Consider the following 26,317-nt stretch of genomic DNA (forward strand, 5'->3'; position numbering starts at 1 on the left):
TGACTAAATAAAACATGCGCGTTTCCCGCTAATTCAATCGGGAGATTCGCATGTTTTTATGTGTTGTGACTTGATTTCAATCGAATAGATGAACCATTCGTCTTCTGAAGTAAAGCGAGAGGACAAGGATAAGAAGACCACAGTACAACATGATCGTCGTGATTGAAACATGAAACGACAGTAGAAAAGAGAGAAGCGCATAAGATAATGGAACGAGACCGTTTGACGCGGCATTCACGACACTCATGACACGTCCCATCGTCTGTTCCGCACACTGAGACTGGATGAACGTAATGAAGCGAATATTGATGATGGAAGAAAGGACACCAAGTGATAACAGGATGATCAGGTACAACAAAATCTGCTGGGCTTGACTAAGCAGGAAGAAAAGCAAACCTAAGGCGCCAATTAATCGGACCGATGAGGTAAGCCCATTTGCTTTCGTCTGCGCAAAACCACTCCAGAGCGCCCCTCCGAGCATTCCCATTTGATAAGCCCCTTGCATATAACTTAAATCCATCGCATCTCCTTGGAGCACATCATGAACGAGTAAGGGGATTCCGAGTAAGAGTGGTCCAAAGAAAAAGAAATTGACACAGATGACAAGAAAAAGTGTCTGCTTGAGTTGCTGAAAGTGAAAGACGTAATGTAGCCCTTCTTTTAGTTCAAAGAAAGCTGAATGCTGACGTGCTCGCTTGACCTTAGATTCACGAATACCATACGTGAAGAGAAGCGTCAGACAGAGTGTTCCGAAAATCACGAGAAAGACGTACGAGTAAGAAGAATGACTGAGGATGACTCCACCAAGAATCGGACCTGAAAAGAGAGCGATTTGATTAGATGTCTGAATCAATGAATTGGCTTTAGTGAGCTGTTTTTTCGAAACGAGTGTAGGCAGTAAGGAAGCATTCGCTGGCGAAAAGAATGCATCCACACTACCGAATAAAAAGGCAAATCCTAAAATCGTCAGCAATGTAAGCTGATCGGCATGAAGTAACACGAGGAGGCAAATTATAAAACTGATCCGTAGACCGCTTGAGATACGCATGATCGTTGAACGTTTATAGCGATCGGATAAGACGCCACCGAACAACATGAGAAAAATACGGGGTAACAAGGTGGCCATGAGGACGAATCCGAGATATGACGCCTGGTTTAGCGTATGGATGACATACCATTGTTCAACAAACAGATAGGTTGATAGGGAGAGGGCGGAGCACATACCGGACCCCCATAAAAATAAAAAAGATTGATTTTTAAACAGTGATTGTTCCGTATCCATTTCAACAGGTAGCATAAGACACCTCCGATTTAGACCTCGTCGTTCTCAAACAGTGGTTCATCAATTGCGAAGGCAGTCGACATGATATAGAAGTGTTTTTTATCTTCTTCGTCTAGTGAAGGAGACCGTGTGAACTCGTCCAATAGAGCACGATATTTTGTAGCAAAGCGTTGGAAGTCGGCTTCAGACATCGTCAGTTCCTTTTGAAGTGATAAGCTCATCCAGTCCTCGACGTTCGAAGATGAAGGAGAAAAAGTAGCTGTCGGAGCCGTTAGAACGCGTGTCTTTGCCCGGTCCAATACTTCGAGATACGACTGTCGGGTCGCTTCATTTGTCTCGACGAAGTTCAGTAGATGATCGGCAGGAATGTATCCTCGAGCAATCGCTTGATAGTATTTCAATAGATTGCCGCCCTGTTCTTCCGTCCGGACGAGACGAATCAAGTCATGCTTTTCAAGTTCCCGTACGTGATAGAGGACCTTCGCGCGGGATAACGTCAGCAAGTGGGCTAACTGATGTACCGTATGTGGTTTTTCGACGAGAAACATAAGAATTTTTGTTCGTAACGGATCACTGATCACTTTTAACTGTTCATAGCTCTCTAATATGTGAATCGCTTTTTGTTCCATGCAATCATCTCCTTTTTAACCGGTTAATTTTTATTAACCGTAAAACAAAAGACTGTTTTTGTAAACGGTTACAAATTTATGTAAGGGTGTTGATAAAGAAGACATCATTTGTTTGCATACAAAAAACTGACTCCCGTAACATCTCGATCATCCTCCACTTTCTACTGAAAGTAAGGGAAGAACGAGATGTTTGAAATCAGTCTCAGCTACTGTATGTGGTTCGAGGTGATTAGACCGTCGTCGTATCTTTCCATTCCTGCTCGATGAAAGCATCGCGACCAGAAGCAGCACGATCTTTTTTATAGTGCTCTGGATTTTTCTTATGGAAGTCTTGATGGTACTCTTCCGCTGGATAAAATTCAGAAGCGGTATCAATCCGCGTCACGATTGGCTGTTTGAAACGGTTGCTTGCAGCAAGAGCGTCACGAGAAGTAATCGCAGCTTCATGCTGCGCATCCGTATGATAGAAGATTGCTGGCGCGTACTGCGTACCGCGATCTTGGAATTGACCTTCTGCATCCGTCGGATCCGTTTGGGGCCAGTAGAGTTCAAGTAAACGCTCGTACGGGAACAGGCTCGGATCAAACGTGATTTGGACGACCTCGAGGTGTCCCGTCGTTCCTGTTTTGACTTGCTCGTATGTCGGGTTATCGACGTGTCCGCCCATGTAACCTGATACGATTCCCTCGATTCCTGGTAATTCTTCAAATGGTGTCACCATGCACCAAAAACATCCACCTGCAAATGTTGCTTTTTCCATCTGTCTCTTCCTCTCCGTGGGAAATCCCCATTGTATGTCTGACAGCGAGAAAACGAAAACGACTCCTTCGCTTGGTTGCAAAAGGAGTCGCCGCTTTTTATCAACCAAAGCTTTCGCTTTGCTGGTCGTAGCACCTTGCTATGCGCAGGTTGCTGGGACGTCATCGATCCAGATCTCTCGGTCCACTCTTGATAAGGGTATATGAAGTTGATGTCATTCGTTATCATTGTTGTGATGATACCATTCACAAAGAAATAAAGTCAATCCTTAGAATTTAAGGCACGTAAAACGGTTGCCCCAAGTGTCTTCGCACCGATCAACAACGCTTGTTCATTGATCTCGTACTGTGGATGGTGCTGCGGATAGTTGACGCGACCGTCCGTATAGCCAGAGCCGGTAAAGAAATAACTACCCGGGACGTGTGTTAAGTAATGTGCGAAGTCGTCCGCCGCCATCATTGGTGTGAGTGCCCGGACGGATGCTTCCGGTAAGAAAGCAGCAGCTTCCTGAACGAGTTTTGTCTCGTCCGGGTGATTCCAGAGCGCCGGGTAACCAGTCGTGAAGTCAATCGAATACGAAGCACCGATGCCAGCACACGTCGTCTTAGCGACAAGATCGACTTCTTGCCGGAGCTGATGCCGCAGTGTCTCATTGAACGTTCGGATTTCCCCGACAATGCGTGCCTCACCCGTAACGATATTTGGTGCTGTTCCTGCATGGAAAGAACCGATTGCGAGAACAGCCGGCTCAAACGGATCAACCCGTCGACTAACGAGATGTTGTAAGTTGCAGACGAGTTGCGCTCCAGCGACGAGAGCATCTTTTGTTTTATGCGGTGCCTGGGCATGACCACCTTGACCATGGACGATGATTTCGAATTCGTCGATCGCACACAATGTATGTCCTTCCCGGAACCCGATCGTGCCAACCGGTAAATCATTTTCGAGGTGTGTCGCGAAAATTGCATCGACCCCTTCGAGGACGCCGGCTTCGATCATTTGGATTGCTCCACCGGGAAAGACCTCTTCTCCATGCTGGTGGATGATCCGAATCGTTCCTTGCAATTGATCGCGTAACGGATAGAGTGTAGCAGCAAGGACCATCACGATCGCCGTATGACCATCGTGTCCACATGCATGCATGACCCCGGGATGGATCGACCGGAAGGCAAGCGTCGTCTCTTCTTGAAGTGGTAAAGCATCAAAATCGGCACGGACCGCAATCGTCGGACCAGGCTGTTTGCCTTCGATCGTCGCGACGACACCACGACCTCCGACGGCTGTTTGATGAGGAATGCCCTGTTCTGCGTAAAAGGCGGCAATCCGTTCTGGTGTGCGGACTTCCTGGAAAGAGAGTTCCGGGTGTCGATGAAAATCGCGACGTAACGCGATCATTGTCGGTTCGAATTGTTCGAGTGCTTCAAAAAGTTGAGTTTGCATGTTCAAGCTCCTTTAACGTGTGTCTTTTCGCGAAAATGGGTACAGATACAGGTAATCACGAAAGGGGATAATGTAACATGGGAGAAATCGTCGTCAATGCTGTACTTACAATCAAAGCTGGACTTGCGGATCAAGTCTTCCCGATTTTACAAACGGTTTATCATGCTTCACAAAAAGAAGAAGGATGCTTACGTTATTCCTTGCACCAATCGATCGAGGATGAGCATCAATTCATGTTGTATGAAGTGTATCGGGACGAAGAAGCGCTTGAAGCGCATATCGCATCCGACCACTATAAAGCCTACCGTGAACAGATCGAATTATACTTGATGGACCGACAAGTGGCGAAATACGTCGAGATGACTTTCTGACGTGTTGCGATAAGAAGAGACGAACCCGTCGAAACCGACGGATTCGTCTTTTTTATTACATCGATTTAAAGCCGAGGAAATGCTCCTGCCAACGCGGTTCATAGATTGAATTGATTTGCAGCTGTGAACCACCCGCATGGATGAAGTGTTCGTTATCAAGCATGATTCCAATATGCGATGGACCGTCTGTATAGGTGTTCTGGAAGAAGACGATATCTGAGCGTTTACCACTTGAGATGCTCGTCCGGCGATTCGTGAAGAACGCACCATACCAGTAGCCACGAACGTTCGTCCGACCACCGTATTTTCCAGCTTGGTTCGTCGCATAGTGAATCAGTCCGGAACAGTCGAAGCCACCGTTTACGGCATCTTGCGAACCCCATGTGTAGGGTGTTCCGATATGCTGGACGGCTGCTTGGATCAGCTTTTCACCACGCGTATTATTCTTTTTGACGACTCGTTTATCCGACGTGATCGTCACGGCGGATACCGGAAGATAGACAGGTGTCCAACCTGATTGGATGACATAGAAATTTCCGACCCGGTGACGCGGATAGACGCGTTTGCCTTGTTCAACAAGTCCACTGCCTTTTGGGCTCGTCGGACTTGCGAAAAAGGATGTCGTCTGTTTGACGGTATAGATTTTCGCCCGGTCGATCGCTTTTTGTGCCAGGCTCATATCGGGTTTACTCGTGCTGATATAAGGGTTGAGGACATAACCGGTTTGACCACTGACTAAGCGGACTTGCCAAAAGTCATCATCAATCGATTTCAAACCGACTAATTTCGTCCCTTTCTTCAAATAAGCGGCCGGACGACTGTAAGCGACGTCGGCAGAGAAGAGGGGAGTTTGATCTAGATGAACATAAAACGTCGTCCCTTTTTTTGCTTTTGCCATCGGTTTGTTCAGTCCGATACGACTCGAATCGACGAAACCAAAGGTATTTTTGTATTTGACACGTGTATAATAACCGCTTTTTCCGTAGATCGAGATCGAGGCACCTTTTTTTAATGTACCGATTTTTTTACCCGACAGTTTTGCCTGCGACCGGATGACGACGTCGTCTTCTGTCACGTAACGTTGACCAGAGACATCATACAGATCCGGCTTTTTCGTGACGAGATCCGTCGTCTTGACGTAACCGTAGATCGATCCTTTTTTCAAGCGTGTGTAACTACCGCTCGTTCCGTAAATCGTCAATTGATCAGCCCGTTTAACAGTATAGACTGTTTTACTGCTCGTCGAAGCCGACGTATAAACAGACAGGTTGCGTTTCGCGTATCGTGTCCCGGTTGATGCATAGACTTTTCCAGTACCGAGATCAGCTGTCTTGACGTAAGCATGAATCCCGCGGAAGTTGATTCGACTATAGACACCGTTCGTCCCGTAAACGGTCAGTAAAGTATTCGTTTGATGTTGCTTTAAGATAGGACTTGAAGATTTGGCATCCGAATAGATCGGTGTAGCGCGCTGAACATAGAGGCGTGCGGTCTTCGGATAGTACTTTAGTGTCCCAAGATGTGCCGTCAGCACATAGGCATACTCGTCGTTTCGTTTGATTCGTGTAAATGAACCCTCGATGCCGTACGTTTGAAGCGAAGTATTCACAGGAAGCGATTGTACGACTTTTCCTTTCGTAGTCGCAGTAGCATAGACCGTCGTCTGCTGTTGGACGTAACGTAGCCCTGTTTCCGGATGGTTCACGATTGGCGTATCAGCTAAATCAGTCGTCAATACGAAAGCGTAACCCGTTTTAGTCGCCACACGCGTAAAAGTACCCGTCGTCCCAAACGTTTCGAATGCTTGATTTTGAACGATGGCTGTCTTCGTACTCGTCGTCTTCGGCTCAACGAAAAGTGAAGTTGTTCGTTTAACATAACGCAGTCCTGTTTCCGGATAATTTTCGACCGGCGCATCTGCTAAATCAGTCGTCAATACGAAGGCATAACCTGTTTCAGTCGCCACGCGCGTAAAGGTACCCACCGTACCGAATGTCTCGAATGCTTGATTTTGAGTGACGGCTGTCTTTGTACTTGTCGTCTTCGGCTCAACGAAAAGGGAAGTTGCTCGTTTGACGTACTGTGTTCCAACCAATTTCGGAAGTTGCTCGAGTTGTGTCGTAGGTACGTAGACGTATTGCTCTTTCCATTTCAGGCGTGTGAACGTGTCAAAAGTGCCGTATGTATCGATTCGCTGATAAGCGGGAAGTGTCGTCACGACGGTGGAGTCAAAAGGTGAAGCGACTAATGAAAGTGGACTTTTCGAAGTCAACGTTGCTTGTTTTTGGAAGACAGGCGCTGTTTGCGTTAACGCACTTGTTGCGACATAAGCAATTCCTTCTTGCCAACTGACACGAGTGAAGTCACCGTCCGTATCGAGCGTCTTGAATGTCATTCCTGCTGGTAGTTGTTGGATGACAGTGGTAGAGTCAGCTGTTTGTAGCAATGCGGTATTCTCTTTCAAATAAGCCGTTCCTGTCGTTTCTGTGACTGTTTGTACTTCTGCCGTCGGTTGAGCAGGTGGCGATTCAGCGAAAGCAGGTGCGGGTAGAACCGAGCTCAACATCAATGTTGCAGCGAGTCCAGCAACATGAGCAGTCCATTTTTTCATCAAGAGGTTCACTCCAATTCTTAAAATTTGTCATTAGGAATAGTGTAGCATGCGCTTGTTTAAAAATTGATGAAAATCAAAAAAATAGGAGATTGGGCATAAAAAAACGGTATGCCGAAGCACACCGTTTGAAGTCATATTTTAGTCATCGTCCTCATGATCGACTTGCCATTCCCAGTCGAGCATGCCGTAAATTAAAGAGTCGCGCCAGTGGTCTTCTAAATAGACCGTCTCGCGAAGCTGTCCTTCCTTTGTCATACCGACTTTTTGTAAGACACGTTCAGAAGCGACGTTCCGTGGATCACATGTCGCTGTGATTCGGTGTAATTCTAGTTTTTCAAAACCGAATTGAAGAAGGAAAGAGGCAATTGACGTCGCGTACCCATTTCCCCATTCATCGGGTGAGAGGACATATCCGATTTCGGCGATTTTATGTTCCACGTCTGTAATGACGAGTTCACCGGCACCGATGACGACGTCACTTGGAAATGTCACGGCAAAGACATAACGACGTCTTGGTGTCTCGAGTTCACTTTCTAGTGCATCGTGCAGGAATTGTTTCGTATCGGTCTCGGAATTCGGTCCCCACGACTGAAATTGGCTGACGATGGGTTGTGACGCATAGGCGTGGACCGCTTCTACATCTTCCGGTGTAAAACGACGAATCCGAAGTTGGTCATTGATTTTATAACGCATGCAGCATCCTCCTCTTTCAGATGAAGTCACTTTAATTCTATTAGACAAATCGAAGACGAATTCCTGTTTGACACGGGAAAAAGGGCGTGCTAGGGTGGACGTATCGAATGAAATAGGCAGTATCCTCTAGGGTTCCGTACGGCTGGACCGAGGGAGGAACATGGACGTTTGTCCATGCAACGGAGGGATAAAAGCCCGGGAGTAAAGCGAATCGTCTCGCTTGCTCCCGGGCTTTTTCATTTGAAATCATCTATTAGGAGGCAATTACTATGGCAAAGTATTGGATCGGGATCATTATCGCAGCGTGTTTTGAAGTCGGTTGGGTCATCGGGTTAAAACATGCGGCAACACCATTCGAATGGGGAGCGACAGTCATCTGTATCATCGTTAGCTTCACCGTATTGATTAAAGCAAGTAACCATTTACCGGTCGGAACGGTCTATGCTGTCTTCGTTGGTCTCGGGACGGCAGGGACGGTCTTGACGGACATCGTGTTGTTCGATCAAGCGGCTTCCGTGATGAAATTAGCATTGATCGCTGTCTTACTCGTTGGCGTCATCGGTCTAAAATTAGTCAGTGGAGAGGAGAAATCAGCATGAGTTGGGTGTATTTAGTCATTGCCGGAATCTTTGAGATGTTTGGTGTCGTCTTGATCAATACATTTAATCAAAATAAGAATGCGAAGAATCTACTGTTGATGGGAACAGGGTTCGGACTCAGTTTTCTATTCTTGACGCTTGCAATGAATGGCTTACCGATGGGAACAGCGTACGCGGTCTGGACAGGAATTGGAGCAGCGGGCGGAGCGATTCTCAGCATGGTGCTTTATAACGAATCAAAAGACTGGAAACGGCTCGTCTGTATCGGTCTTGTCTTAAGTGCGACGATCGGTTTAAAACTTGTCGGCGAATGACCGTTTACATGTCAAACAGATGACGTTTTAACGGAACTCATATTTTTTGGCATATTTTAATGCAAAAGAGGAAATACTCCTTATAGAAGCTACGCATGACAAATCGTGTTAATAAGGGGAGAACATCCATGAAAACGAAACAATATATCGGAACGTTCTATTCAGAAGACGAATTGATCTCAAAAATGGACGAACTACACATTCAAGGACATCGGGAAGAAGACTTTTACGTGATCGTCAAGGAGAAGTCGAATATCGCACTCGTCCGTAGCCAGATGGACGCAGAAATCGCGACAACAAAACCGTCTTGGATGGACCGGATTCGTGGGAACAAAGGTCGTGATCAAGAAGTCGATGATCTGTTCGAGTCACTTGATCTATCAGATAATGAAATCGAACAACGAAAAACGGAAGTCGAAGGTGGGGGCTTCGTTCTGTTACTTGAAGTCCAAGACATCCAGTTCGATCCACATTTAAATACAGACAACACACATCCTGATGTAAAAGTCCGTTATGGTAGTGGAGAAGAAACGCATACGTCATCAGACGCTAATTCTAACGCACAGCTTGGCTCAGGTAATTCGCTTGACGTTGATAAGGATTCAAAGGAAGAGCACGCGGAGATTGATTTGCATCGCGCAGGTACCGATAAGATGCCGCAAGACGAGCAAGCAATCGATCATTCGAAAAAGCTCGATGGAAACCGAGAACCGAATATTGCGATGCGTCGGGATGATGATTTCCGGCGTCCAGAAACAGAATACGAGGAAAAAGAACAGGATGCAACGCAAGACGGTGAAGAACATCGTCAATCCAAACATCAATCGAATGACATTGCCAAGCAAGACCATGGAAATAATTTAGACCGCTAAAATAATAGAATGGAATCACACGTCAGGGTCATAATCGAAGAAGGTACCTTTCGGATAAAATCTGAAAAGTACCTTCTTTTTGTATGGAGATAAAACGAGAATCGTCTCGTTTTATTTATCATCCGGATTTGATCCTGTACGCACATTAGCGTTCAATTGATCAATCGCTTGCATATCAGTGTCTGACAAGCTGAAGTCGAAGACATCGAGATTTTCGCGAATCCGGCTTGGTGTGACGGATTTCGGAATCGCGACGATGTCATGTTGCAAGTGCCAACGGAGAACGACTTGAGCAGGTGTTTTCTGATGACGGTCGGCGATATCGACGATGATCGGATGCGTCAACGCATCGCGTCCTTTCATCAACGGACTCCATGCTTCGACGACGATACCTTGCTTGCGGCAAAAGTCTCGAATCGCTTCTTGGCTAAGAAACGGATGGAGTTCAATCTGATTGACGGCAGGAACAACCGATCCTTCGGCTAAAATTCGTTCCAAGTGAGGAATATGGAAGTTCGAGACACCGATGGCACGCGTCTTCCCTTCTGCATAGAGATGCTCGAGCGCTCGCCATGTCTCGACATAGCGATCTTCTTTAGGCATTGGCCAATGAATCAGATACAAATCAACATAATCAACGCCGAGCTTTTGCAGACTCGTCTCAAAAGCGGCAAGTGTCTCTTCATAGCCATGATCGGAATTCCAGACTTTCGTCGTCAGAAAGATTTCTTCCCGGGGAATACCCGAGTCACGCAGAGCACGACCGACGCCTTCTTCGTTCTCATAAATCATCGCCGTATCGATTGAGCGATACCCGGCGCGAAGCGCTTCGCTGACCGCTTCATATACTTCTTCTTCCGGTACTTTAAAAACACCATATCCGAGTTGGGGCATACTGATTCCGTTATTTAACGTGATCTGTTGCATCGATTCATCGACTCCTTTATAGTAAATTCTTTTCTTGTCTAGTGTACGCGCTCCTCCTATAAAAATCGAATGATTGCCGAAGCGCGTTCTTTTGCGTATACTGAGCGATAACAAATATTAGGAGGCGATTCTGTGATTCGACAAGCTGTTTTACAATACATACATGAGGAACACGCACTCGATCAACTCGAAGAAATAATAGGTAACCGTTCGGCAGTCTTGATTCATGGACGTCAAGCCTACGAAGCAGCTGCTTTTGCTTTACCGGATGTTCCCCGCTTTTTATTTGAAGGACATTGTACGGATCAACAGGTGGCATTCTTCAAACAAGTATGTGCTCCGTATGATGTGATTCTCGCACTCGGAGGTGGGAGTGTCATCGATACGGCAAAACAGGTCGCGTTTCAATTACAACGTCCTGTCATCGTCATTCCGACGATTGTCTCGAACTGTGCCCCGTGGACTCCGCTCAGTGTCATGTATAACGAACAGGGACAGTATATTCGATTTGACACGTTTCCTGTCGTGATTGAAGCTCTTTTACTCGATCATCGTATCATCGCAACGAGTCCGTATGATTATTTTGTCGCCGGACTCGTCGATACGCTAGCAAAATGGTATGAAGCACGTGCCTTGAGTGGGTCTACAGCAAGCGATCCCGTCATCGAGACGGCACTCCGGACAGCTGAGCGATGCAAGGACCTCATTTTGTCGACGAATGTGACAGAAAAACGTTTTCGTGAATATCAAGCTGAAATCCAATACCTCGTCGAGACCGTCATTCCATTAGCTGGAAGCATTGGAGGTTTTGGTGATGCGGCTACACGCGGTGCAATCGGACACGCGGTACATAACGCATTGTCTCCTTATCCAGAAACACATACATTCTTACATGGGAGTAAGGTCGGTTACGGGTTACTCGTCCAAGAGAAGCTGCTCGGACATGATGATGATTATATAGAGTTGCGTGACTACCTTCTTGCACAAGAGCAGCCAACGACCCTCACTGATTTCGGAGTTTCGCTCAACATTGTCGAAGCACTTGCTTTTCAAACATCGAAAGAGGAGCTGTGCCGTCTGTTGCGTCCAATCGTATCAGCAGAACAACTAGTCGATGCCATCACACAGAACGAGACAGTTTCCGTTTCGACTTCTTAACCTAAAAATACGCACATGTTCCGAATCAGACGGTCCATGTGCGTATTTTTATTGTGCTTTCGCCAAATGAGCGTAAGGAGTGGGACGACCGAGTAGGTATCCTTGACCAAGATCAAAGCCGAGTTCGCGGCAAAAATCGAGTTCTTCTTGACGTTCGATGCCTTCAGCTAAGATTTGAATCCCCATTTCTCGCGTTAGATAACGGGCTTTTCGTAAGAACGCTTCGTTTTCTGAGTTCGTATCGCAGTGATCGATGAAGGAACGATCGATCTTAATATAATCCGGTTGAAGCAAGGACAACATATCAAGTGTTGAGAAACCAGCGCCGACATCGTCTAGTGCCACTTGAATGCCTTGCTTTTTATACTGTTCGAAGACGTGTTTCAAATGGTTGACGTCTTCAATTTTTTCCGTTTCGACGACTTCGAAGACAAGCCGACTTGGATCAACTTGATAACGCTCAACGATTTCAAACGTATGGCGCAGGCAGTACTCCGGATTATAGATCGTCGAAGGGAGAAAGTTGATGAACGTTTTTGTTGTGCCACCGATATGATGTGTCGCGCGAATCGCTTCTTCGCGCGCCCGTTGATCAAGCCGAGAATGAAGCCCCATCTTCGATGCTGTTGAGAATAGGACACCTGGTGAGATAGGAGTGTTGTCATCTGCTGCTCGCAGTAATGCTTCATTCGCAACGAGTACATTTTGTTGAATATCATAAATCGGTTGCAAATGGCTCGTCATGACACCGTGTTGGATAAAATCAATTGCTGACCGATGCTTTAGTTGTTCTAGAAGTGCTGAAGCTAGAATGGGTGCTGTCACATAACGCGATTGTGTGGCGCGACAGGATACCGAATAATCCGCTACACGCAAGAGCGATGTTAGTAACTGTTCGAGTTGTTCGAACGATTGATAGGAATAGATTTCTGGTGTTGGTGATTGGATATGGAGTGCTCCAGCTTCGACGAAACGGATTGATGTCGTACATTCGGCGCAAGGATGCCACATAAAAGATGTCCACCTCTCGATACATCAAAAGATGTATTTATTAAATTAGTTAAACTCTTTACCCTGAGAGAAAAAGAAATTAAACCTATTTTTCATAATCATTGACCTCATATAAAAAAGAGAAGGGAACGACGGATGCATTTCCGTACGTTCTCTTCTCTATCGGTCACATGATTTCATTGTGAAGTGTAAAATATCCAGAAAGCGAGATGCAACACAGCTGCAAGTGGCACCAACCATTGAAATTTCGCTTTCCGTGTCTTGTGCCGGACTGTATACATACCGATCCAAGAACCAAGCGCACCACCGAGAAAAGCAATCGTCAATAGTGTCGCTTCCGGTGTCCGGTAAGCATGTTGTCGTGCTCGACGTTTATCCTGCCACATCGAGCCAAATCCGATGAGTGTCAGGAGTATGTAATAGCCTAAGATAATCCTCATGAAAACCGACTCCTTTTCTAACGTTCGGCACCACCGCCGCCGGAACTTCCGCCACCACCACGACTACCGCCGTTTCCACCACCGCCACCGCGCATGATTGCGGAAAAAATGTTCAAAATTGCAAAGAAGAACATACCGCCAGTGAACTTCATATCGAGGAACAATAAGATCAGTAATCCGGCACCGATCAGAATCTTCGTCCACAGCGGAAGCCCACCATCATTTTGAGATTTCCGAGGGTCTTGCGACTCAAGCGACTGATCTTTTGAAATGACACTGACGACAGCTTTGTATGTTTCGCTTGCTGCTTTTCCATACTGACCATTCTCTTTATAAGGAACCGCGTATTGATCGAGGATACGACCGGCCGTGATATCGGTCAGAACCCCTTCGAGTTTATAACCGACCTCGATCCGAAATTGGCGATTCTTTTCGTTCGGAGCGACGACGACGAGTACACCATTGTCTTTTCCTTTTTGACCGATTCCTTGTCGCCGGAATGTTTCATTGGCGTAAGAACTTAAGTCCTGTCCTTTTAGATCGGGAACCGTCTTCAGCACGACTTGCGCCGTCGTGTACTGTTCGAGTTCCTGACCGAGTTGCGCGAGTTCGGCTTCTTCCGACGGTGTGAGCAACTGAGCATCATCTTGAATGAAAAAGGCTGCTCCCGTTCGTTCTGAAACGGCACTAGCCGTCGGAACGAAGAGGAAGAAGACGAGGAACGCGCTCAACAGAAGTCGCGTCCACCGCCGAATCATTTCGAATCACTGTTAAAGTCGACAGTCGGATTTTCTCGGTCGCTGTCTGAAATTTCGTAATACGGCTTTTTCTCAAATCCGAATGCAGAGGCATAGAGTGCTGTTGGGAAGCTCCGACGTTTTTTGTTATAAAGCGTCACGGCATCGTTGTAATCCTTGCGGGCGATCCCGAGACGATTTTCTGTTCCTTCCAGCGTATCCATCAATGATTGGAATCGTTCGCTTGATTTTAGTTCCGGATAAGTGGTTTGCAAAGCAATCAATCCACGAAGCGAAGACGTGACTTGTTGATCGGCTTCAATCCGTTGTTCGGTTGACGCGGCGCGCGCAAGACCAGCTTGAGCTTCAGCGACTTTGCCGTATACTTTTTCTTCTTGACCCGCGACACCTTTGACCGTTTCGACGAGGTTCGGAATTAAATCCGCACGACGCTTGATCTGGTTATCGACTTGCGACCATTTATTCGATACATCTTCTTCTACATTGACGAGGCTGTTGTATTGGCCGATTGCTAAAAACGCAATCACGACGACGACAACGACTCCGATGATTAATGGGAGTTTTGATCGACTCCGACTTCTGCGTGCCATATGGCGTTCACTCCTTTAAGTATGTCTCATCCCTATATACCCTTAACCGAATGAATTAGTTTCAAAAAAAATAAAAAACCGTCAGCTAAAATAGCTAACGGTTAGAATTTACATGTAGACGATGACAGCAAGAATAGCTGCTAAGACAAGACGGTAGATTGCGAACGGGACGAGTTTGATCTTGTTGATCAGCTTCAAGAAGAAACGAATCGATAAGAGGGCAAACACGAACGATGCGATAAATCCGACGGCATAGAAACCGAAATCACTCGCATGAATGTTATCCCAGTTCTTAACGAGTGAGAGGAAACTGGCACCGAACATGATCGGTACGGCCATGATGAACGTGAAGTCAGCTGCCGTCCGGTGATTCATGCCGAGGAAGACCCCTCCTGAAATCGTTGAACCAGAACGGGAGAAGCCAGGCCAAAGGGAAATACATTGGAACAGACCGACGAATGCTGCTTGGCGATATGTAATCTGATCAAGCGATGTCGTTTTCGGTTCCTTTGGTCCGAGTTTGTCGGCTGCAATCATCAAGAGGGCACCGACCGCAAGACCGATGATGACTGTTTCAATCGAGAAGAGGTTCTCATCGATGAAGTCTTCGAATAACAATCCGAGAATAGCAGCAGGTAATAGACCGATCAAAACGTGACGTAGTTTTAACTTGTGTGTACCTGTCGCATCGTGTTCTCCTTCAATTTTATACAGACCAATCAAACTGAAGAGACGTTTCCAAAAGACGACGATGACCGCAAGGATTGATCCGAGCTGGATGACGACCTTAAAGGTGTTCGCTGAGTATTTACCGAGAAATTCGGTTGTTTGTAACCACATGTCATCAACGATGATCATATGACCTGTTGAAGAGACAGGTGCGAATTCCGTCATTCCTTCGACGAAACCGAGTAAAAGAGCTTTCAAGAGTTCAATGATATGCATGGTAATCTCCTTCTATAATGATGTGCTATGTAAAAACATATCATGTTTTATTCTTGTGAGATAGAACCAATCGGAATATCGGGCGCAGGTCTGAGGGAACGTGACCAATCTGATCCGTGAAGACGCACTTCGATCATAGAAAGCAAGAGAGACGAAATACTTAGGACAGCAACACAAACTTCAAGACGAAGTTTGTGTGTAGGACGGCATCTTGAATAAAATCCTCCGCTTATCACACAAGGTCAGGACAACTTCAAATTGAATAATGATTTGAATGGGAATAGATAAACGAGCAGTGGAGGATTCAATCCACTGCTCGTTGCTTTTGAGCTCAACCTAAAGCGACATCGAGAATCATCATGACCGTGAAACCGACCATTAGACCAAGTGTCGCTAAATCGGATCCGTTCTCTGCTTGTGATTCCGGAATCAATTCTTCGACGACGACGAAAATCATCGCACCAGCAGCAAACGATAACGCATATGGTAGAAGTGGTTGAACGAAGAAGACAGCCGCCGCACCGACCATCGCGGCAATCGGTTCAACGATTGCTGACAATTGACCGTAATGAAAGGCACGCCGGCGCGACATCCCTTCACCGCGTAACGGAATCGATAACGCAGCACCTTCGGGCATGTTTTGAATGCCAATCCCGAGTGCGAGTGTCAAAGCCCCGGCGACGGTCGCTCCGTCCATATTCAAGGCAGCGGCACCAAAAGCGACACCGATCGCAAGACCTTCCGGAATGTTATGCAACGTGATCGCAAGAAACAGCAACGTCGTTTTCTTAAGTCCTGTTGAAGGACCTTCAGCTGTTTCAAGTGGTGCGGATAAGTGCAAATGCGGTGTGACGAAGTCAAGGAGACGGACGAAAAATCCACCCGCAAGGAATCCAATTGCAGCAGGAATCCACGCGATGCCACCGTCCTGCTCCGTGAATTCGATCGCTGGGGCGAGCAAAGACCAGAATGAAGCGGCGATCATGACACCGGCTGCAAAACCAAGCATCATGTTCATGACGCGTTTTTCAATCGTTGTAAAGACGAAAACGAGTGCCGCACCAAGTGCGGTTAATCCCCAAGTCATCATACCGGCAAGTAATGCTTGCACGACGACGGGGAGGGAAGTGAACCAATCCAACATGACTATTCCTTCTTTCCGGGCACGATTTGAAGCGGCTATCTGTATGAAAGCTTACCCGTTTTCGATCCGAACGATTCGTGTGAAGGAGATTTCTACTGCAACACGACCACGCAGAAAGAGAACAGAACGTTCAGGCTCTAGCCGTTCAACAAAACCGACGACCGTCACGTAGCTACTTTCCTTATAATACGTGATTTCGAGTTCGTTTCCTTCTATTAAAGCCTCTTGAAGTAGAAAGTGCCACGATTCTTGCAGTTGTTCATCGATTTCAGGCAAGTCGAGCTGATGCATTTGGACATAATACTCCCGGAGCAATTGCAAGTGCTCCGGCATGAGAAAAGGGATCCACTTTAAATTCCCTCGATCACGATACGCTGTCATGAAGATCACCTCCTGGATGACCGCCAACGAAACGAAGCCGCCGTTTGGCGACGCTCGTATCGAGAAACGAGACAGCGAGACGAATCGTTCCTTTCCCGTAGCGGAGGTTAACGATGTCCATTGCTTTTAATAACCGCCGCCGCTTCCAGAGTCGCGTATTATCCTCGAACAAGGATAACTGTAAGGTGCCTTGATCGGCAGTTAGATGTCCCACTGCGACAGATAAAAAACGAACGGGTTCCCCGTCAAGCCAATTCGGTTCGAATAATTGTAAGACATGACGCAGAATGATTCGCTCATCGGATGTCGGATAAGGCAACCGGACTTGACGCGAGAAGCCACTTCGGACGACGTTTCGAGAATAGCGGACACCGATATGAACAGTCCAACCAACTTGATTCGAAAAGCGGCAACGTGCCGCAACATCCTGCACGAGTTCGTTGAGCACATTCCGGATACGTTCGAATTGATAATAGTCCTGCATCAAGGTCACACCGTGTCCAATCGTCCGTTGAGGGGCTTTCTCGAACAAATGGCGAGGGGCAAGCAGTGTCGGTGACGCGTCAAGACCCCAAGCGTGGTGCCATAGTTCGGCGCCGATGACACCGAAGCGTTCATGTAACTCTTCGACTGGGCGCATGGCAAGGTCACCGATCGTTTCAATCCCCATCATCTGCAGATGTTGTTCCATGCGGTGTCCGACTCCCCACATCTTCCGAATCGGAAAATCATGGAGACGTCGTGCGACATCAGCGTATCCACATTGTGCGATGCCTTCTTTTTTCCCGATTAAGTCAAGCGTCAGTTTCGCGATGACGTTATTTGGACCAATCCCGATGCGGACATGAATGCCGGTCTGCTTCAGAATCGCTTCTTGAATCTTTTTGGCAGCTTGCAGATCGGAACCAAACAGGCGATCGGTTCCAGTCATATCAATGAAACTTTCGTCAATCGAATAAACACGAATCGCTTCAGGTGGGGCAAATTGATGCAGGACATCTAAAACACGAATCGACGTTTTCATATAAGCGAGCATGCGCGGTTCGACGAGTTGAATCGTACGACGAATGGCGTAGGGTAATTGCTCGATTTCGTACAGTCGACCGGCTGTCTTGATTCCAAGCGCTTTTAAGGCGGGAGTAGCGGCGAGAATGACGGATCCGCTTCGTTTTAAATCGGAGACGACCGCAAGACGTGTCGTTAAGGGAGGGAGATTGCGATACTGGCATTCACAGCTGGCGTAGAAGGAAACACTGTCGACACAAAAAATACGTTTATTCTGTGGTAAAACGACGGAAGGAAACATTTGAATCACTCCTTTACATAAAAGAACGTATGTTCTTATTTTGATTTTCTTTGACTATAGCATGGTCTCAAAGTGTCTCAAAATAAAAAACTGTTGAAAAAAGAGGGAATTCGAACGATTGACCCTTATGCAAGAGGAGTTTGATACACTAAAGGAGAGAAAAAGGGGGAATTTCTATGAAAGAGATCGTTATCCGTTTACCAGAATTACCGAAAACGCTTCAAGCAGAGACGTTCGATCAAGTCGAAATCGACGATCCATATCTGAAAGGAGCACGTTATGAAAAGGAGTCGATGCCTGTCGAACTGACGGAACGTATCGATGCCTATCAAGTATGTTTTCAAAATGTCTCGTTCGCGAACCTCACCTTTGACCGCGGTTCGTTCGAAGATATTCGTTTCGAGCAATGTGACTTAACAGGATGTCACTTCCAAGAAACCCGTTTTCACCGCGTGTCTTTCGTCGGATGCCGGATGACGGGTGTTCAGTTTGAAGATTGTACGCTTGATCATCTGACGATCGAAGAAGGACTCGCAGACTATGCCCAGTTCATTCGTAGTACTGTCCGTCATCAGCATTGGAGTGAAACGACGATGAAAGAAGCACAGTTCTTCGAAGTGAAACCGACCCATTGGAAACTCGAAGCGGTCCGGCTTACTGATAGCCAATGGATTGAAACACCATTAAAAGGTCTTGATCTCCGGCAGACGGAACTCTCTGGTATCACAATCGATCCGCGATTTTTACCGGGCGCAGTCATTACGGAAGAACAAGCAGTCGCCTTCGCTCGATTATTAGGATTGGTCATTCCATGAAAAAAGTCTCTTTTCGATGAATTTCGAAAAGAGACTTTTGATTTGTTCTTAAAATGACATCGTTTCGCCATCTTCCGGAATGAGGAAATGGGCAGAGAGGTGGAAAGCAGCTAAAAAGTCAGCAATCATGTCGCGCCGCAGGAGACAGTGATTGACGGACTCGAGGTGCGAGACGATGATCGTTGCTTCCGCTGCTGCTTCGTGTACGGCAAGGAGATCACGCTGCGACATCGTGATCGGTTCTCCCGTCAGGAACTGGGCAGCCCCACTGTTGACGACGATGATATCTGGTGTATGTTGTTCAATCGCATGCGCGACCTCGTCACACCAGATCGTATCACCTGCGATATAAAGCGTCGGTTCGTCCGGATGCGTGAGGACGAGTCCGGAGACATGTCCCATTCGTTCACCGATTTCACCGACACCATGCTGTCCACCTGTTCGATGGACCTGGATATCACCGATCGTCACACCGGAATCGAAGGAAGAGACGTTCGTGAAGCCGGCTTCTCGGATTTGCCGTGCGTCTTCTTCTTGCTGCGCATAGAATGGCAAATGCTTGGGTAGAAATTGTTTTGCAGCATCATCGAAATGATCCGCGTGCAGATGCGTGACGAAGACAGCGTCAGGATCGAGCAGTGTCTTAACATCGACCGGTAAGTCGACGAGTGGATTGGCGACGGCATTCGGCGTTTGACCGAAAGGAGGTAAACTGCCTTTTTCGCCGAGAAACGGATCGATCAGTAAAACTTGATTGGCATACGTGACGACAAGCGTCGCATTACGAATTTGTTGAATATCCATTAGGTTCATCCTCTCTCAATGACTCGGATTGATTATTCCCCGTCTGGCATTCAATGAATCCTATCGTAAGCGTTTCTCCATCGCCATGACGTCGACGTATTCGCCGTTCAAGCGACCTTGTTCCTTAAATGTCCCAACAATCCGGAATCCGGAACGGATGTAGAGCTTTTGTCCGATTTTATTGAACGGGAAGGTAAAGAGAATCAGCTTATGCATCTGATGATCGCGCGCATGTTGTTCGGCAGTTTCTAACAACTGTGTCCCGATCCCTTGTCCGCGATGTGTTCGAGTAATGTAGACGGAAATCTCACCAACTGTCGCATAGACAGGACGCGGGTTATACGGATCAAGAGAAATGAAGCCGAGGACACCTGTCTCATCTTCTGCGACATATCCAGCGTAGCGATGCGTACGCTCTGCATACCACTGGGTCATGAACGATAAATCTTTTCGATCCGTCTCAAGCGTTGCGATTCGGTCTTCGATGCCTTCATTATAAATGGATAGAACGGCGGGTAAATCATGTTCCGTTACAGGACGAATATGCATGTTGCTCACTCCCCAATCGCTTTTCCCTCATTATATCTGTTACGTGTCGATGTAGTGATATGTTTGTGAGATAAGAAAAAGCGCCGATTTTCCTTATATAGAAGAAATCAACGCTTTTGTCGTTCTTAAGAGACCGTGGATGTCTCGTTCTCGTAAATTGGAACCCAGCCATCCGTCGTGACGAAAATTCGAACAGCGACGACTTTCCGATCCTCTTGGAGCGTAAAGTAGTGGCGTGTATTGACAGGAACAGAAATCAAATCACCGGGATTGAGTTCGATGTTATAGTAGCCGACTTCTTCGTCTTTGATCGCGAAGACGCCGTGACCGCTTACGATGAAACGGACTTCATCATCCGTGTGATGATGTTCTTTCTGGAAGTTGACGAGCAACTCGTCAAGGTTCGGTGTCGTATCCGAAAGTGAAATGATATCAGCTGTCTGATATCCACGACGTTCTGATACGTCTTTGATTTCTGGAGCGAACGTATCGAGAATCGTTTGTTTGTCGGCATCCGTCAGTGTGAAGTTCTCGACGAGAGGTGCTGGTAGTTTTGAGACGTCCCATTGTTCGTAAAGAACGCCGCGCGATGCGAGGAAGTCAGCGACTTCCGTTTGATCCGTATACCGTGTGTTTGTTTCTTGGAATAAGACTGTTGCCATGAGATGATTCCTCCTTTTAATAGATAGATTGACGGCATGATTGCAACGTCAACGTATAGTTGAATAAAAACTCGAAGGCTTCGAGGTGTTTCTTTGCTTCAAAGGCGGTCGGTGCCCAGACCGTGATTCCGTGATTGCGAATCAGGACGGCACCGCTGTCCGCTGTGACATATGGCGCAAAAGCAGCAGCGAGTGTCGGGATGTCCGCGTGATTCGGAATGATCGGTACCGTGACCGTCGCATCTTCTTCCCAGTGACCGAGTGCCTTGATGATTTCTTGACCGGAGAAGGTGATACTTCCCTGATCGCCATATAACTCCGAAATCACATTGTTCGCAATCGTATGGACATGCAGGGAACATCCGGCGTTCGTTCGGTTGAACACTTCGACATGGAGCAATGTCTCAGCAGAAGGGCGCCCGGATTGCTCGCCGATCAATTGACCGGTCGCATCGACATGAACGAAGTCGTCAGGAGTCGTCTGCCGCTTATCTTTCCCACTTGCCGTCACAAGAAATTCAATCGGAATACCGGACGTCCGAATGGCGAGGTTACCACTCGTACCAGGGAACCAATCGCGCGCTGCAAGTTCTTGTTTGATGGCGCGTAGTTCTTCATACCGTCGCATGAATGTCATATCGTCACCTCCGATCGTGCTAAATCATGAACGATATCGTGGAACGTCTCAAAAGGTGTATAGGCGATATCATTTTCTTCACACAACGTGATCAGATAATCACGGGCATAGACACGATCCGCTTGTTTTGCGAGTTCGAAGTCCGTCACTGAGTCACCGATGACGATGATGACGTCATCGTCTTTGCATAATGTACGGGCAACGGATGTTTTACAACAGCCGCATCCATTCGTGCAATGGGCATCGCAGGCGTGTGGCCAATCGATGTGGACGAATGGACCACTGAAATCGGCAATGTTACAGTAAATCTGCTCTTGCTCGAGGAACGGTGCTAAGATCGGTTCGACGAAAAAGTCCATTCCACCGCTAACAATCGAAAAATGGATTCCTTGACGACGACTGTACTGAAGCAACTCCGAAAATCCTTCGCGAATGACGGCGCGCTCCATCAAGAAATCAAGATAGTCCGCTTTACCGTCGGACGGCAGAAGCGCGAACATCTGCCCGACACCACTTTGGATCGATAACGTCCGGTCGAGCACGCCACGTTTCAACGGTTCGAAGTCATTCACTGGCACAAATACCTCCATGAGTGCAATGATGTTATCCTGCATCGTTACGGTACCGTCGAAGTCACAAAGAATTCGTAAGGTCATGACTTGATCCCCCAAGCGTCGAGCGCGACTCGTAATTCTTCATGTCGTGACGCAGCATTCGATAGGGATTCATTTGCGAGTGCCGCATCAAGTGCTTGACGAAAAGCGATAACACCAGCCGCAGCACCTTGCGGATGACCATGTACGCCACCACCAGCGTTGATGACGGAATCGATCCCGAAGTCGCGTACGAGTTGAGCAACGAGTCCTGGGTGAATACCGGCTGAAGGGACAGGGAAAATCGCTTTCGTCTGACCGAGGCGAGTCGCTTCGACCGCGATGCCGCGGGCGACGTCCTTCGGAAGAGCGACATTGCCGTAAGGTGACGGGAATAGTGTTAAGTCTGCACCAGCAACGCGCGGTAATGTGCCAAGTAAGACAGGCGCTGCAACACCGTGGTTCGGGCTAGCAATCAATGCACCGCTGTAAGCCGGATGATTGAAAATGGGAACGTTGATCTCCGGATCACTTGCCAATTCACGTAAGACGTCGAGTCCGTATGTGAAGGTATTCAACAAGAAAGCAGTTGCTCCAGCGTCAATCAATCGTTTGGCTTGATCCTTGAGCGTAAAGACGGGACCACTAAGTGTGATCGCATACAACGCACGTTTACCGGTCCGGTGGAAATGAGCATCGATAACCTCACGTCCGATCCGTGCCCGATCAATCGTCGGTGTCAACGGATTGTCATATAGGATCTCATCGTCCTTGACGAGATCGATCCCACCAGCAAGTTGTCCTTCGAGTTGATCACGAAGGAACGATAAATCGCGTCCGATGACCCCTTTGAAGATGCTCATTAACAGTGGACGATCTTCGACACCAATCAAGGAACGAACCCCTTCAATCCCGAACTTCGCACCTGGAAAATCCGACGTGAATGTATCGGGTAGTAGCAGTTCTGTTAATTTGATTTCACCGTCGAGTGAGAGTTTCCCGAAGACGGTCGTCAAGATCGCAGAAAAGTCGCGCGATACATTGTGTTCCGGGTAACGAATCGTGATATAGCCTTTACCGTCGCGCTCTTCCGTATGTACGACTTCTCCTTTGAATGAGGCGAGTTGTTGTTGCTCAAGATGATTCAGCTCCGTCCAGGAACCAACCGTCAGACCAAGCGCGAGTTGTTCGGCGCGTTGCTCCAGTCGATCACGGGCGGTCAATTGATAAGTAGCTGTGATGTAAGACATGTCTTTCCTCCTTCAATAAAAAAATGGTCTCTCGTCAGCGACAAGAGACCATGAATGATTCGAACGTGGACTCTTATCTGTCAGCTTAGTAGCTGCAAGAATTAGCACCGTGCCAAAAGGTCGGTTGCTGCGACATCGTAGGGCTTGTCCCTCCGTCTGCTCTTGATAAGAATTGGATGAAATTGTGAAATCTAATTGCAATTTTTACATGAGAGTCACGACTTGTCAAACTATTTTTAGAAAATTTATTTTTTTGAAAATACTCTTTCTATATATGGAGCGAAAACGATATCCGTTTTTGCTTAATTTCGATTTGACAGCAGAGAAGAGGATTGCGTAAGATTCAAATCAATATCACACACGACAACTACATACGACTCTTATCGCGAGTTGGCAGAGGGAATTGGCCCGATGACGCCGCAGCAACCGACCACTTGGCACGGTGCTACATCCAACAGACGTTTCGTCTGAGAGATAAGAGGACGCAGTGACTTTCCTGCGCCTCTTTTCGATGACGAAAAGAGGCGCTTTTTCGTGTATCACACAGGGGGAACTGAGATGACATACAAAGCATTTACAGAACAGGACGCGATCGAACGGGTCCGCTCACTAGGACTGATCGGCGACGGAACCGTCGAAGCAGAAGAGATTGGCGACGGCAATCTGAACCTTGTCTTTCGAATTCGAGAAGGTGAACATCGATTGATTCTAAAACAAGCACTCCCGTACGCGAAAGTCGTCGGTGAGAGCTGGCCACTATCACTCGAGCGGGCGTGGATCGAGCAATCCGCACTCCGTGAATTCGCCCGGCATGCCGTGCCGTTCGTACCGCGTGTCTTTCATGCTAGTCACGACGAGGCGTATACGGTCATGGAAGATCTTTCACATCTGACAATCGTTCGAAGCGGTTTACTCGCAGGTGAACAGTATCCGTTGCTTGCGGAACATATTGGTTCTTATCTCGCTCGGACTTTATTCCATACATCGGACTTTGCGCTTGGTCCGGTTGAAAAAAAACGTGTCGCCCGAACGTACTACAATCCGGACTTGTGCGACATCACGGAAAAATTAATCTTCACGGATCCGTTCCATGACGCGGAGACGAACGAGATTGAAGCCGGGCTTGAAGAAGAGGTGGCACGTCTGTGGGCGGACGATGAGTTGAAACGCGAAGTCGCAAAACTCGAAGCGCTTTTCATCACAAAAGGAGATGCGTTGCTACACGGCGATCTACATACAGGAAGCATCTTTGCTTCGGCAACGGAAACGAAAGTCATCGATCCAGAATTCGCCTTTTATGGTCCATTCGGATTCGATGTCGGACAGTTCATCGCCCACTTATTCTTTGCAGCATACCCGGATTATTCAGCACTTCGTGATGCCCGGATTCGCGACATCGATACGTTCTGGCTGACGTTCGCTTCGACGTTCCGCGCCTTATGGGAACGCGAAGCCGTCGAACCATTCCGGACATCGGGACTCGTCGACGATGTACTGAGCACGATCTTGCAGGATGCACTCGGCTTTGCCGGTTGCGAACTGATTCGTCGGACGATCGGACTCGCACCAGTCGCTGATTTAGAAACGATTAGTTCTATTACGGAACGACTAGAACGAAAACAACATGCTTTACGTTTAGGATCGGCGTTAATCAAACGTCGGACCGAATGCCGGACATTTGATGATTTACGAAACTTCGACGTAACGGAGGAACTTAGCCGATGAGTACATTCGTTCAAAGTATTCGTTATGAAGATCGTGTCTTGACAATTCTCGATCAGACACGTCTACCGCAGGAAGAACACTATGAAGTCATTACCGATCTTGCACAAGCGGTCGAAGCGATTAAACAACTGCGCGTCCGAGGGGCGCCTGCGATCAGTTTATTTGGCGGATTCGTACTCGTTCAAGAGGCGTACCGGTTTGAAGCAGAACTGTCGATCTATAAGCAGACTTTGCTTGAGACATCAGCGACGTTACTCGCGACACGACCGACGGCTGTTAACTTACGAAATGTCCTTGATCAATTGAATCCAATCATTCAAGACGGGACGTCGGTAGAAGAGATCCGCGAACGGCTCGAGCAGCGGACGATTGCCTTATACGATCAGGATGCGCAGACGTCACGTCAAATCGGGATTCATGCACTTGAATTGTTCCAGTCAGGTAACCGGATCCTAACGATCTGTAATGCTGGATCGATTGCGACCGCTGCTTATGGAACAGCACTTGCGCCGTTCTATATCGCAAAAGAACGCGGCATTGAATTATCTGTTTTTGCGAGTGAGACGCGACCATTACTGCAGGGAGCACGACTGACGACATGGGAGCTACAACGTGCCGGCATCGATGTCACGCTAATTACAGATAACATGGTCGCCCATACGCTGAAAGAAAAACAGATCGATGCAATCATCGTCGGGGCGGACCGGATTACACGAAACGGAGATACGGCGAATAAGATCGGAACGTTCCAACTAGCATTACTTGCTCAAGCTTTCGGTATCCCGTTTTACGTCGCAGCACCGCTCTCGACGTTTGATTTCTCACTTATTTCCGGAGACGCGATCGAAATTGAAGAACGTGATCCGCAGGAAGTGACGACTGTCCAAGGTGTTGCGACAGCACCAGAAGGAGTTGCTGTCTTCAACCCAGCTTTTGATGTCACACCACACACCTTAATCACGGGCATCATCACCGAACTTGGTGTCATCACGCAACCGAATGAAGAAACGATTGAACAATTAACAGGGCTTCAACCCCTCGGATAAGGA

At 47.5% G+C, this 26,317-nt stretch carries 29 protein-coding genes and 3 riboswitches; of the genes, 8 read left to right on the plus strand and 21 right to left on the minus strand.

Annotation, left to right across the window (positions count from 1 at the left end; genetic code table 11):
* Window positions 1-76: 76 nt before the first annotated feature.
* From Q7C19_RS12365 to Q7C19_RS12380, 4 genes are all read right to left on the minus strand, one after another.
* Window positions 77-1,297, minus strand: a complete 1,221-nt coding sequence (locus Q7C19_RS12365; protein ID WP_375092253.1) for an MFS transporter — start codon at window positions 1,295-1,297, stop codon at window positions 77-79.
* Window positions 1,298-1,311: 14 nt separating this feature from the next.
* Window positions 1,312-1,911, minus strand: coding sequence for an ArsR family transcriptional regulator (locus tag Q7C19_RS12370; RefSeq protein WP_375092254.1), 600 nt, complete (start codon window positions 1,909-1,911; stop codon window positions 1,312-1,314).
* Between the two features lie 229 nt (window positions 1,912-2,140).
* A complete protein-coding gene (gene msrA / locus Q7C19_RS12375; protein WP_375092255.1) occupies window positions 2,141-2,671 on the minus strand; it encodes a peptide-methionine (S)-S-oxide reductase MsrA in 531 nt (176 codons plus the stop codon).
* Between the two features lie 94 nt (window positions 2,672-2,765).
* A riboswitch (SAM riboswitch) is annotated at window positions 2,766-2,869 on the minus strand.
* A gap of 62 nt (window positions 2,870-2,931) precedes the next feature.
* The gene (locus Q7C19_RS12380) at window positions 2,932-4,110 is read right to left on the minus strand and encodes a M20 metallopeptidase family protein (RefSeq protein ID WP_375092256.1); all 1,179 of its coding nucleotides are present in this window, start codon (window positions 4,108-4,110) and stop codon (window positions 2,932-2,934) included.
* A 77-nt stretch (window positions 4,111-4,187) separates the two neighbouring features.
* Here Q7C19_RS12380 and Q7C19_RS12385 point away from each other — a divergent pair, with 77 nt between their 5' ends.
* Window positions 4,188-4,481 (plus strand): putative quinol monooxygenase, encoded by a 294-nt coding sequence (locus Q7C19_RS12385; RefSeq protein ID WP_035411012.1) that lies wholly within the window; start codon window positions 4,188-4,190, stop codon window positions 4,479-4,481.
* 55 nt (window positions 4,482-4,536) lie between these two features.
* Here the strand turns inward: Q7C19_RS12385 and Q7C19_RS12390 are convergent, their stop codons facing one another.
* Window positions 4,537-7,092, minus strand: a complete 2,556-nt coding sequence (locus Q7C19_RS12390; RefSeq protein ID WP_290747951.1) for an SH3 domain-containing C40 family peptidase — start codon at window positions 7,090-7,092, stop codon at window positions 4,537-4,539.
* A gap of 141 nt (window positions 7,093-7,233) precedes the next feature.
* Complete coding sequence (locus tag Q7C19_RS12395; RefSeq protein ID WP_035411009.1) at window positions 7,234-7,788, minus strand: GNAT family N-acetyltransferase; 555 nt, start codon at window positions 7,786-7,788, stop codon at window positions 7,234-7,236.
* A 269-nt stretch (window positions 7,789-8,057) separates the two neighbouring features.
* Between Q7C19_RS12395 and Q7C19_RS12400 the strand changes: the two genes are divergently transcribed.
* The 3 genes from Q7C19_RS12400 (at window position 8,058) to Q7C19_RS12410 (ending at window position 9,573) form a co-directional block, all read left to right on the plus strand.
* Window positions 8,058-8,387: a DMT family transporter gene (locus Q7C19_RS12400; protein ID WP_035411006.1), complete on the plus strand. Its 330-nt coding sequence runs from the start codon at window positions 8,058-8,060 to the stop codon at window positions 8,385-8,387.
* Complete coding sequence (locus Q7C19_RS12405; RefSeq protein ID WP_035411003.1) at window positions 8,384-8,701, plus strand: DMT family transporter; 318 nt, start codon at window positions 8,384-8,386, stop codon at window positions 8,699-8,701. The genes Q7C19_RS12400 and Q7C19_RS12405 overlap by 4 nt, the downstream gene beginning before the upstream one ends.
* A 128-nt stretch (window positions 8,702-8,829) precedes the next feature.
* Window positions 8,830-9,573, plus strand: coding sequence for a general stress protein (locus Q7C19_RS12410; protein ID WP_056063752.1), 744 nt, complete (start codon window positions 8,830-8,832; stop codon window positions 9,571-9,573).
* 111 nt (window positions 9,574-9,684) lie between these two features.
* Here Q7C19_RS12410 and Q7C19_RS12415 read toward each other — a convergent pair whose 3' ends face one another.
* Window positions 9,685-10,500, minus strand: coding sequence for an aldo/keto reductase (locus Q7C19_RS12415; protein WP_329470010.1), 816 nt, complete (start codon window positions 10,498-10,500; stop codon window positions 9,685-9,687).
* 132 nt (window positions 10,501-10,632) lie between these two features.
* On the opposite strand from Q7C19_RS12415, the gene Q7C19_RS12420 reads away from it, so the two are divergent.
* Window positions 10,633-11,658 carry an iron-containing alcohol dehydrogenase family protein gene (locus Q7C19_RS12420; protein WP_375092257.1) on the plus strand — a complete coding sequence of 342 codons (1,026 nt, stop codon included), beginning with the start codon at window positions 10,633-10,635 and terminating at the stop codon, window positions 11,656-11,658.
* A 48-nt stretch (window positions 11,659-11,706) separates the two neighbouring features.
* Here the strand turns inward: Q7C19_RS12420 and Q7C19_RS12425 are convergent, their stop codons facing one another.
* The 8 genes from Q7C19_RS12425 to Q7C19_RS12460 all read right to left on the minus strand — a co-directional run bounded on the left by Q7C19_RS12425 (window position 11,707) and on the right by Q7C19_RS12460 (window position 18,233).
* A complete protein-coding gene (locus Q7C19_RS12425; RefSeq protein ID WP_290747937.1) occupies window positions 11,707-12,669 on the minus strand; it encodes an EAL domain-containing protein in 963 nt (320 codons plus the stop codon).
* Between the two features lie 176 nt (window positions 12,670-12,845).
* Window positions 12,846-13,109 carry a DUF1294 domain-containing protein gene (locus tag Q7C19_RS12430; protein ID WP_035410989.1) on the minus strand — a complete coding sequence of 88 codons (264 nt, stop codon included), beginning with the start codon at window positions 13,107-13,109 and terminating at the stop codon, window positions 12,846-12,848.
* A 17-nt stretch (window positions 13,110-13,126) separates the two neighbouring features.
* Window positions 13,127-13,867 carry a TPM domain-containing protein gene (locus Q7C19_RS12435; RefSeq protein WP_375092258.1) on the minus strand — a complete coding sequence of 247 codons (741 nt, stop codon included), beginning with the start codon at window positions 13,865-13,867 and terminating at the stop codon, window positions 13,127-13,129.
* Complete coding sequence (locus Q7C19_RS12440) at window positions 13,864-14,457, minus strand: LemA family protein (protein ID WP_029340715.1); 594 nt, start codon at window positions 14,455-14,457, stop codon at window positions 13,864-13,866. Before Q7C19_RS12440 ends, Q7C19_RS12435 begins: the two co-directional genes overlap by 4 nt.
* Window positions 14,458-14,565: 108 nt before the next feature.
* Complete coding sequence (locus tag Q7C19_RS12445) at window positions 14,566-15,402, minus strand: undecaprenyl-diphosphate phosphatase (protein ID WP_375092259.1); 837 nt, start codon at window positions 15,400-15,402, stop codon at window positions 14,566-14,568.
* Window positions 15,403-15,733: 331 nt separating this feature from the next.
* Window positions 15,734-16,546: a ZIP family metal transporter gene (locus Q7C19_RS12450; RefSeq protein ID WP_023467025.1), complete on the minus strand. Its 813-nt coding sequence runs from the start codon at window positions 16,544-16,546 to the stop codon at window positions 15,734-15,736.
* A 51-nt stretch (window positions 16,547-16,597) separates the two neighbouring features.
* Entirely contained in the window at window positions 16,598-16,927 is a 330-nt protein-coding gene (locus tag Q7C19_RS12455) for a YolD-like family protein (protein ID WP_056063735.1), read from the minus strand.
* A complete protein-coding gene (locus Q7C19_RS12460) occupies window positions 16,911-18,233 on the minus strand; it encodes a Y-family DNA polymerase (RefSeq protein WP_035410978.1) in 1,323 nt (440 codons plus the stop codon). Before Q7C19_RS12460 ends, Q7C19_RS12455 begins: the two co-directional genes overlap by 17 nt.
* Before the next feature lie 176 nt (window positions 18,234-18,409).
* Between Q7C19_RS12460 and Q7C19_RS12465 the strand changes: the two genes are divergently transcribed.
* The gene (locus tag Q7C19_RS12465; protein ID WP_035410976.1) at window positions 18,410-19,048 is read left to right on the plus strand and encodes a pentapeptide repeat-containing protein; all 639 of its coding nucleotides are present in this window, start codon (window positions 18,410-18,412) and stop codon (window positions 19,046-19,048) included.
* A 48-nt stretch (window positions 19,049-19,096) separates the two neighbouring features.
* Here Q7C19_RS12465 and Q7C19_RS12470 read toward each other — a convergent pair whose 3' ends face one another.
* The 6 genes from Q7C19_RS12470 to Q7C19_RS12495 form a co-directional block, all read right to left on the minus strand.
* Window positions 19,097-19,852 (minus strand): MBL fold metallo-hydrolase, encoded by a 756-nt coding sequence (locus Q7C19_RS12470; RefSeq protein ID WP_056063727.1) that lies wholly within the window; start codon window positions 19,850-19,852, stop codon window positions 19,097-19,099.
* A gap of 60 nt (window positions 19,853-19,912) precedes the next feature.
* A complete protein-coding gene (locus tag Q7C19_RS12475; RefSeq protein ID WP_056063724.1) occupies window positions 19,913-20,401 on the minus strand; it encodes an arsinothricin resistance N-acetyltransferase ArsN1 family A in 489 nt (162 codons plus the stop codon).
* Window positions 20,402-20,526: 125 nt separating this feature from the next.
* Window positions 20,527-21,063, minus strand: coding sequence for a 1,2-dihydroxy-3-keto-5-methylthiopentene dioxygenase (locus Q7C19_RS12480; RefSeq protein WP_035410968.1), 537 nt, complete (start codon window positions 21,061-21,063; stop codon window positions 20,527-20,529).
* A gap of 16 nt (window positions 21,064-21,079) precedes the next feature.
* Complete coding sequence (locus Q7C19_RS12485) at window positions 21,080-21,700, minus strand: methylthioribulose 1-phosphate dehydratase (protein WP_290747921.1); 621 nt, start codon at window positions 21,698-21,700, stop codon at window positions 21,080-21,082.
* Window positions 21,697-22,356: a 2-hydroxy-3-keto-5-methylthiopentenyl-1-phosphate phosphatase gene (locus Q7C19_RS12490; RefSeq protein WP_290774315.1), complete on the minus strand. Its 660-nt coding sequence runs from the start codon at window positions 22,354-22,356 to the stop codon at window positions 21,697-21,699. The genes Q7C19_RS12485 and Q7C19_RS12490 overlap by 4 nt, the downstream gene beginning before the upstream one ends.
* A complete protein-coding gene (locus tag Q7C19_RS12495; RefSeq protein WP_375092260.1) occupies window positions 22,353-23,543 on the minus strand; it encodes a 2,3-diketo-5-methylthiopentyl-1-phosphate enolase in 1,191 nt (396 codons plus the stop codon). The genes Q7C19_RS12490 and Q7C19_RS12495 overlap by 4 nt, the downstream gene beginning before the upstream one ends.
* A 70-nt stretch (window positions 23,544-23,613) precedes the next feature.
* Window positions 23,614-23,715, minus strand: a riboswitch (SAM riboswitch).
* A gap of 205 nt (window positions 23,716-23,920) precedes the next feature.
* A riboswitch (SAM riboswitch) is annotated at window positions 23,921-24,024 on the plus strand.
* 77 nt (window positions 24,025-24,101) lie between these two features.
* Between Q7C19_RS12495 and mtnK the strand changes: the two genes are divergently transcribed.
* Window positions 24,102-25,268 (plus strand): S-methyl-5-thioribose kinase, encoded by a 1,167-nt coding sequence (gene mtnK, locus Q7C19_RS12500; RefSeq protein ID WP_375092261.1) that lies wholly within the window; start codon window positions 24,102-24,104, stop codon window positions 25,266-25,268.
* Window positions 25,265-26,314, plus strand: a complete 1,050-nt coding sequence (gene mtnA / locus Q7C19_RS12505; protein WP_375092262.1) for an S-methyl-5-thioribose-1-phosphate isomerase — start codon at window positions 25,265-25,267, stop codon at window positions 26,312-26,314. Before mtnK ends, mtnA begins: the two co-directional genes overlap by 4 nt.
* Window positions 26,315-26,317: the final 3 nt, after the last annotated feature.

Origin of the sequence: Exiguobacterium sp. PHA03, assembly GCF_041945985.1 — a bacterium.
Classification (GTDB): domain Bacteria; phylum Bacillota; class Bacilli; order Exiguobacteriales; family Exiguobacteriaceae; genus Exiguobacterium_A.

What these genes read in the sequence shown, in the direction of transcription:
- Q7C19_RS12445 (WP_375092259.1), bottom strand. Translation starts at nt 15,402, where the DNA reads ATGCATATCATTGAACTCTTGAAAGCTCTTTTACTCGGTTTCGTCGAA.
- Q7C19_RS12480 (WP_035410968.1), bottom strand. Translation starts at nt 21,063, where the DNA reads ATGGCAACAGTCTTATTCCAAGAAACAAACACACGGTATACGGATCAA.
- mtnA (WP_375092262.1), top strand. Translation starts at nt 25,265, where the DNA reads ATGAGTACATTCGTTCAAAGTATTCGTTATGAAGATCGTGTCTTGACA.
- Q7C19_RS12365 (WP_375092253.1), bottom strand. Translation starts at nt 1,297, where the DNA reads ATGCTACCTGTTGAAATGGATACGGAACAATCACTGTTTAAAAATCAA.
- Q7C19_RS12485 (WP_290747921.1), bottom strand. Translation starts at nt 21,700, where the DNA reads ATGACATTCATGCGACGGTATGAAGAACTACGCGCCATCAAACAAGAA.
- Q7C19_RS12440 (WP_029340715.1), bottom strand. Translation starts at nt 14,457, where the DNA reads ATGGCACGCAGAAGTCGGAGTCGATCAAAACTCCCATTAATCATCGGA.
- Q7C19_RS12380 (WP_375092256.1), bottom strand. Translation starts at nt 4,110, where the DNA reads ATGCAAACTCAACTTTTTGAAGCACTCGAACAATTCGAACCGACAATG.
- Q7C19_RS12430 (WP_035410989.1), bottom strand. Translation starts at nt 13,109, where the DNA reads ATGAGGATTATCTTAGGCTATTACATACTCCTGACACTCATCGGATTT.
- Q7C19_RS12495 (WP_375092260.1), bottom strand. Translation starts at nt 23,543, where the DNA reads ATGTCTTACATCACAGCTACTTATCAATTGACCGCCCGTGATCGACTG.
- Q7C19_RS12455 (WP_056063735.1), bottom strand. Translation starts at nt 16,927, where the DNA reads ATGACAGCGTATCGTGATCGAGGGAATTTAAAGTGGATCCCTTTTCTC.
- Q7C19_RS12405 (WP_035411003.1), top strand. Translation starts at nt 8,384, where the DNA reads ATGAGTTGGGTGTATTTAGTCATTGCCGGAATCTTTGAGATGTTTGGT.
- Q7C19_RS12390 (WP_290747951.1), bottom strand. Translation starts at nt 7,092, where the DNA reads ATGAAAAAATGGACTGCTCATGTTGCTGGACTCGCTGCAACATTGATG.
- Q7C19_RS12395 (WP_035411009.1), bottom strand. Translation starts at nt 7,788, where the DNA reads ATGCGTTATAAAATCAATGACCAACTTCGGATTCGTCGTTTTACACCG.
- Q7C19_RS12460 (WP_035410978.1), bottom strand. Translation starts at nt 18,233, where the DNA reads ATGTTTCCTTCCGTCGTTTTACCACAGAATAAACGTATTTTTTGTGTC.
- Q7C19_RS12425 (WP_290747937.1), bottom strand. Translation starts at nt 12,669, where the DNA reads ATGTGGCATCCTTGCGCCGAATGTACGACATCAATCCGTTTCGTCGAA.
- Q7C19_RS12370 (WP_375092254.1), bottom strand. Translation starts at nt 1,911, where the DNA reads ATGGAACAAAAAGCGATTCACATATTAGAGAGCTATGAACAGTTAAAA.
- msrA (WP_375092255.1), bottom strand. Translation starts at nt 2,671, where the DNA reads ATGGAAAAAGCAACATTTGCAGGTGGATGTTTTTGGTGCATGGTGACA.
- mtnK (WP_375092261.1), top strand. Translation starts at nt 24,102, where the DNA reads ATGACATACAAAGCATTTACAGAACAGGACGCGATCGAACGGGTCCGC.
- Q7C19_RS12470 (WP_056063727.1), bottom strand. Translation starts at nt 19,852, where the DNA reads ATGGATATTCAACAAATTCGTAATGCGACGCTTGTCGTCACGTATGCC.
- Q7C19_RS12450 (WP_023467025.1), bottom strand. Translation starts at nt 16,546, where the DNA reads ATGTTGGATTGGTTCACTTCCCTCCCCGTCGTCGTGCAAGCATTACTT.
- Q7C19_RS12435 (WP_375092258.1), bottom strand. Translation starts at nt 13,867, where the DNA reads ATGATTCGGCGGTGGACGCGACTTCTGTTGAGCGCGTTCCTCGTCTTC.
- Q7C19_RS12475 (WP_056063724.1), bottom strand. Translation starts at nt 20,401, where the DNA reads ATGCATATTCGTCCTGTAACGGAACATGATTTACCCGCCGTTCTATCC.
- Q7C19_RS12385 (WP_035411012.1), top strand. Translation starts at nt 4,188, where the DNA reads ATGGGAGAAATCGTCGTCAATGCTGTACTTACAATCAAAGCTGGACTT.
- Q7C19_RS12490 (WP_290774315.1), bottom strand. Translation starts at nt 22,356, where the DNA reads ATGACCTTACGAATTCTTTGTGACTTCGACGGTACCGTAACGATGCAG.
- Q7C19_RS12410 (WP_056063752.1), top strand. Translation starts at nt 8,830, where the DNA reads ATGAAAACGAAACAATATATCGGAACGTTCTATTCAGAAGACGAATTG.
- Q7C19_RS12415 (WP_329470010.1), bottom strand. Translation starts at nt 10,500, where the DNA reads ATGCAACAGATCACGTTAAATAACGGAATCAGTATGCCCCAACTCGGA.
- Q7C19_RS12465 (WP_035410976.1), top strand. Translation starts at nt 18,410, where the DNA reads ATGAAAGAGATCGTTATCCGTTTACCAGAATTACCGAAAACGCTTCAA.
- Q7C19_RS12400 (WP_035411006.1), top strand. Translation starts at nt 8,058, where the DNA reads ATGGCAAAGTATTGGATCGGGATCATTATCGCAGCGTGTTTTGAAGTC.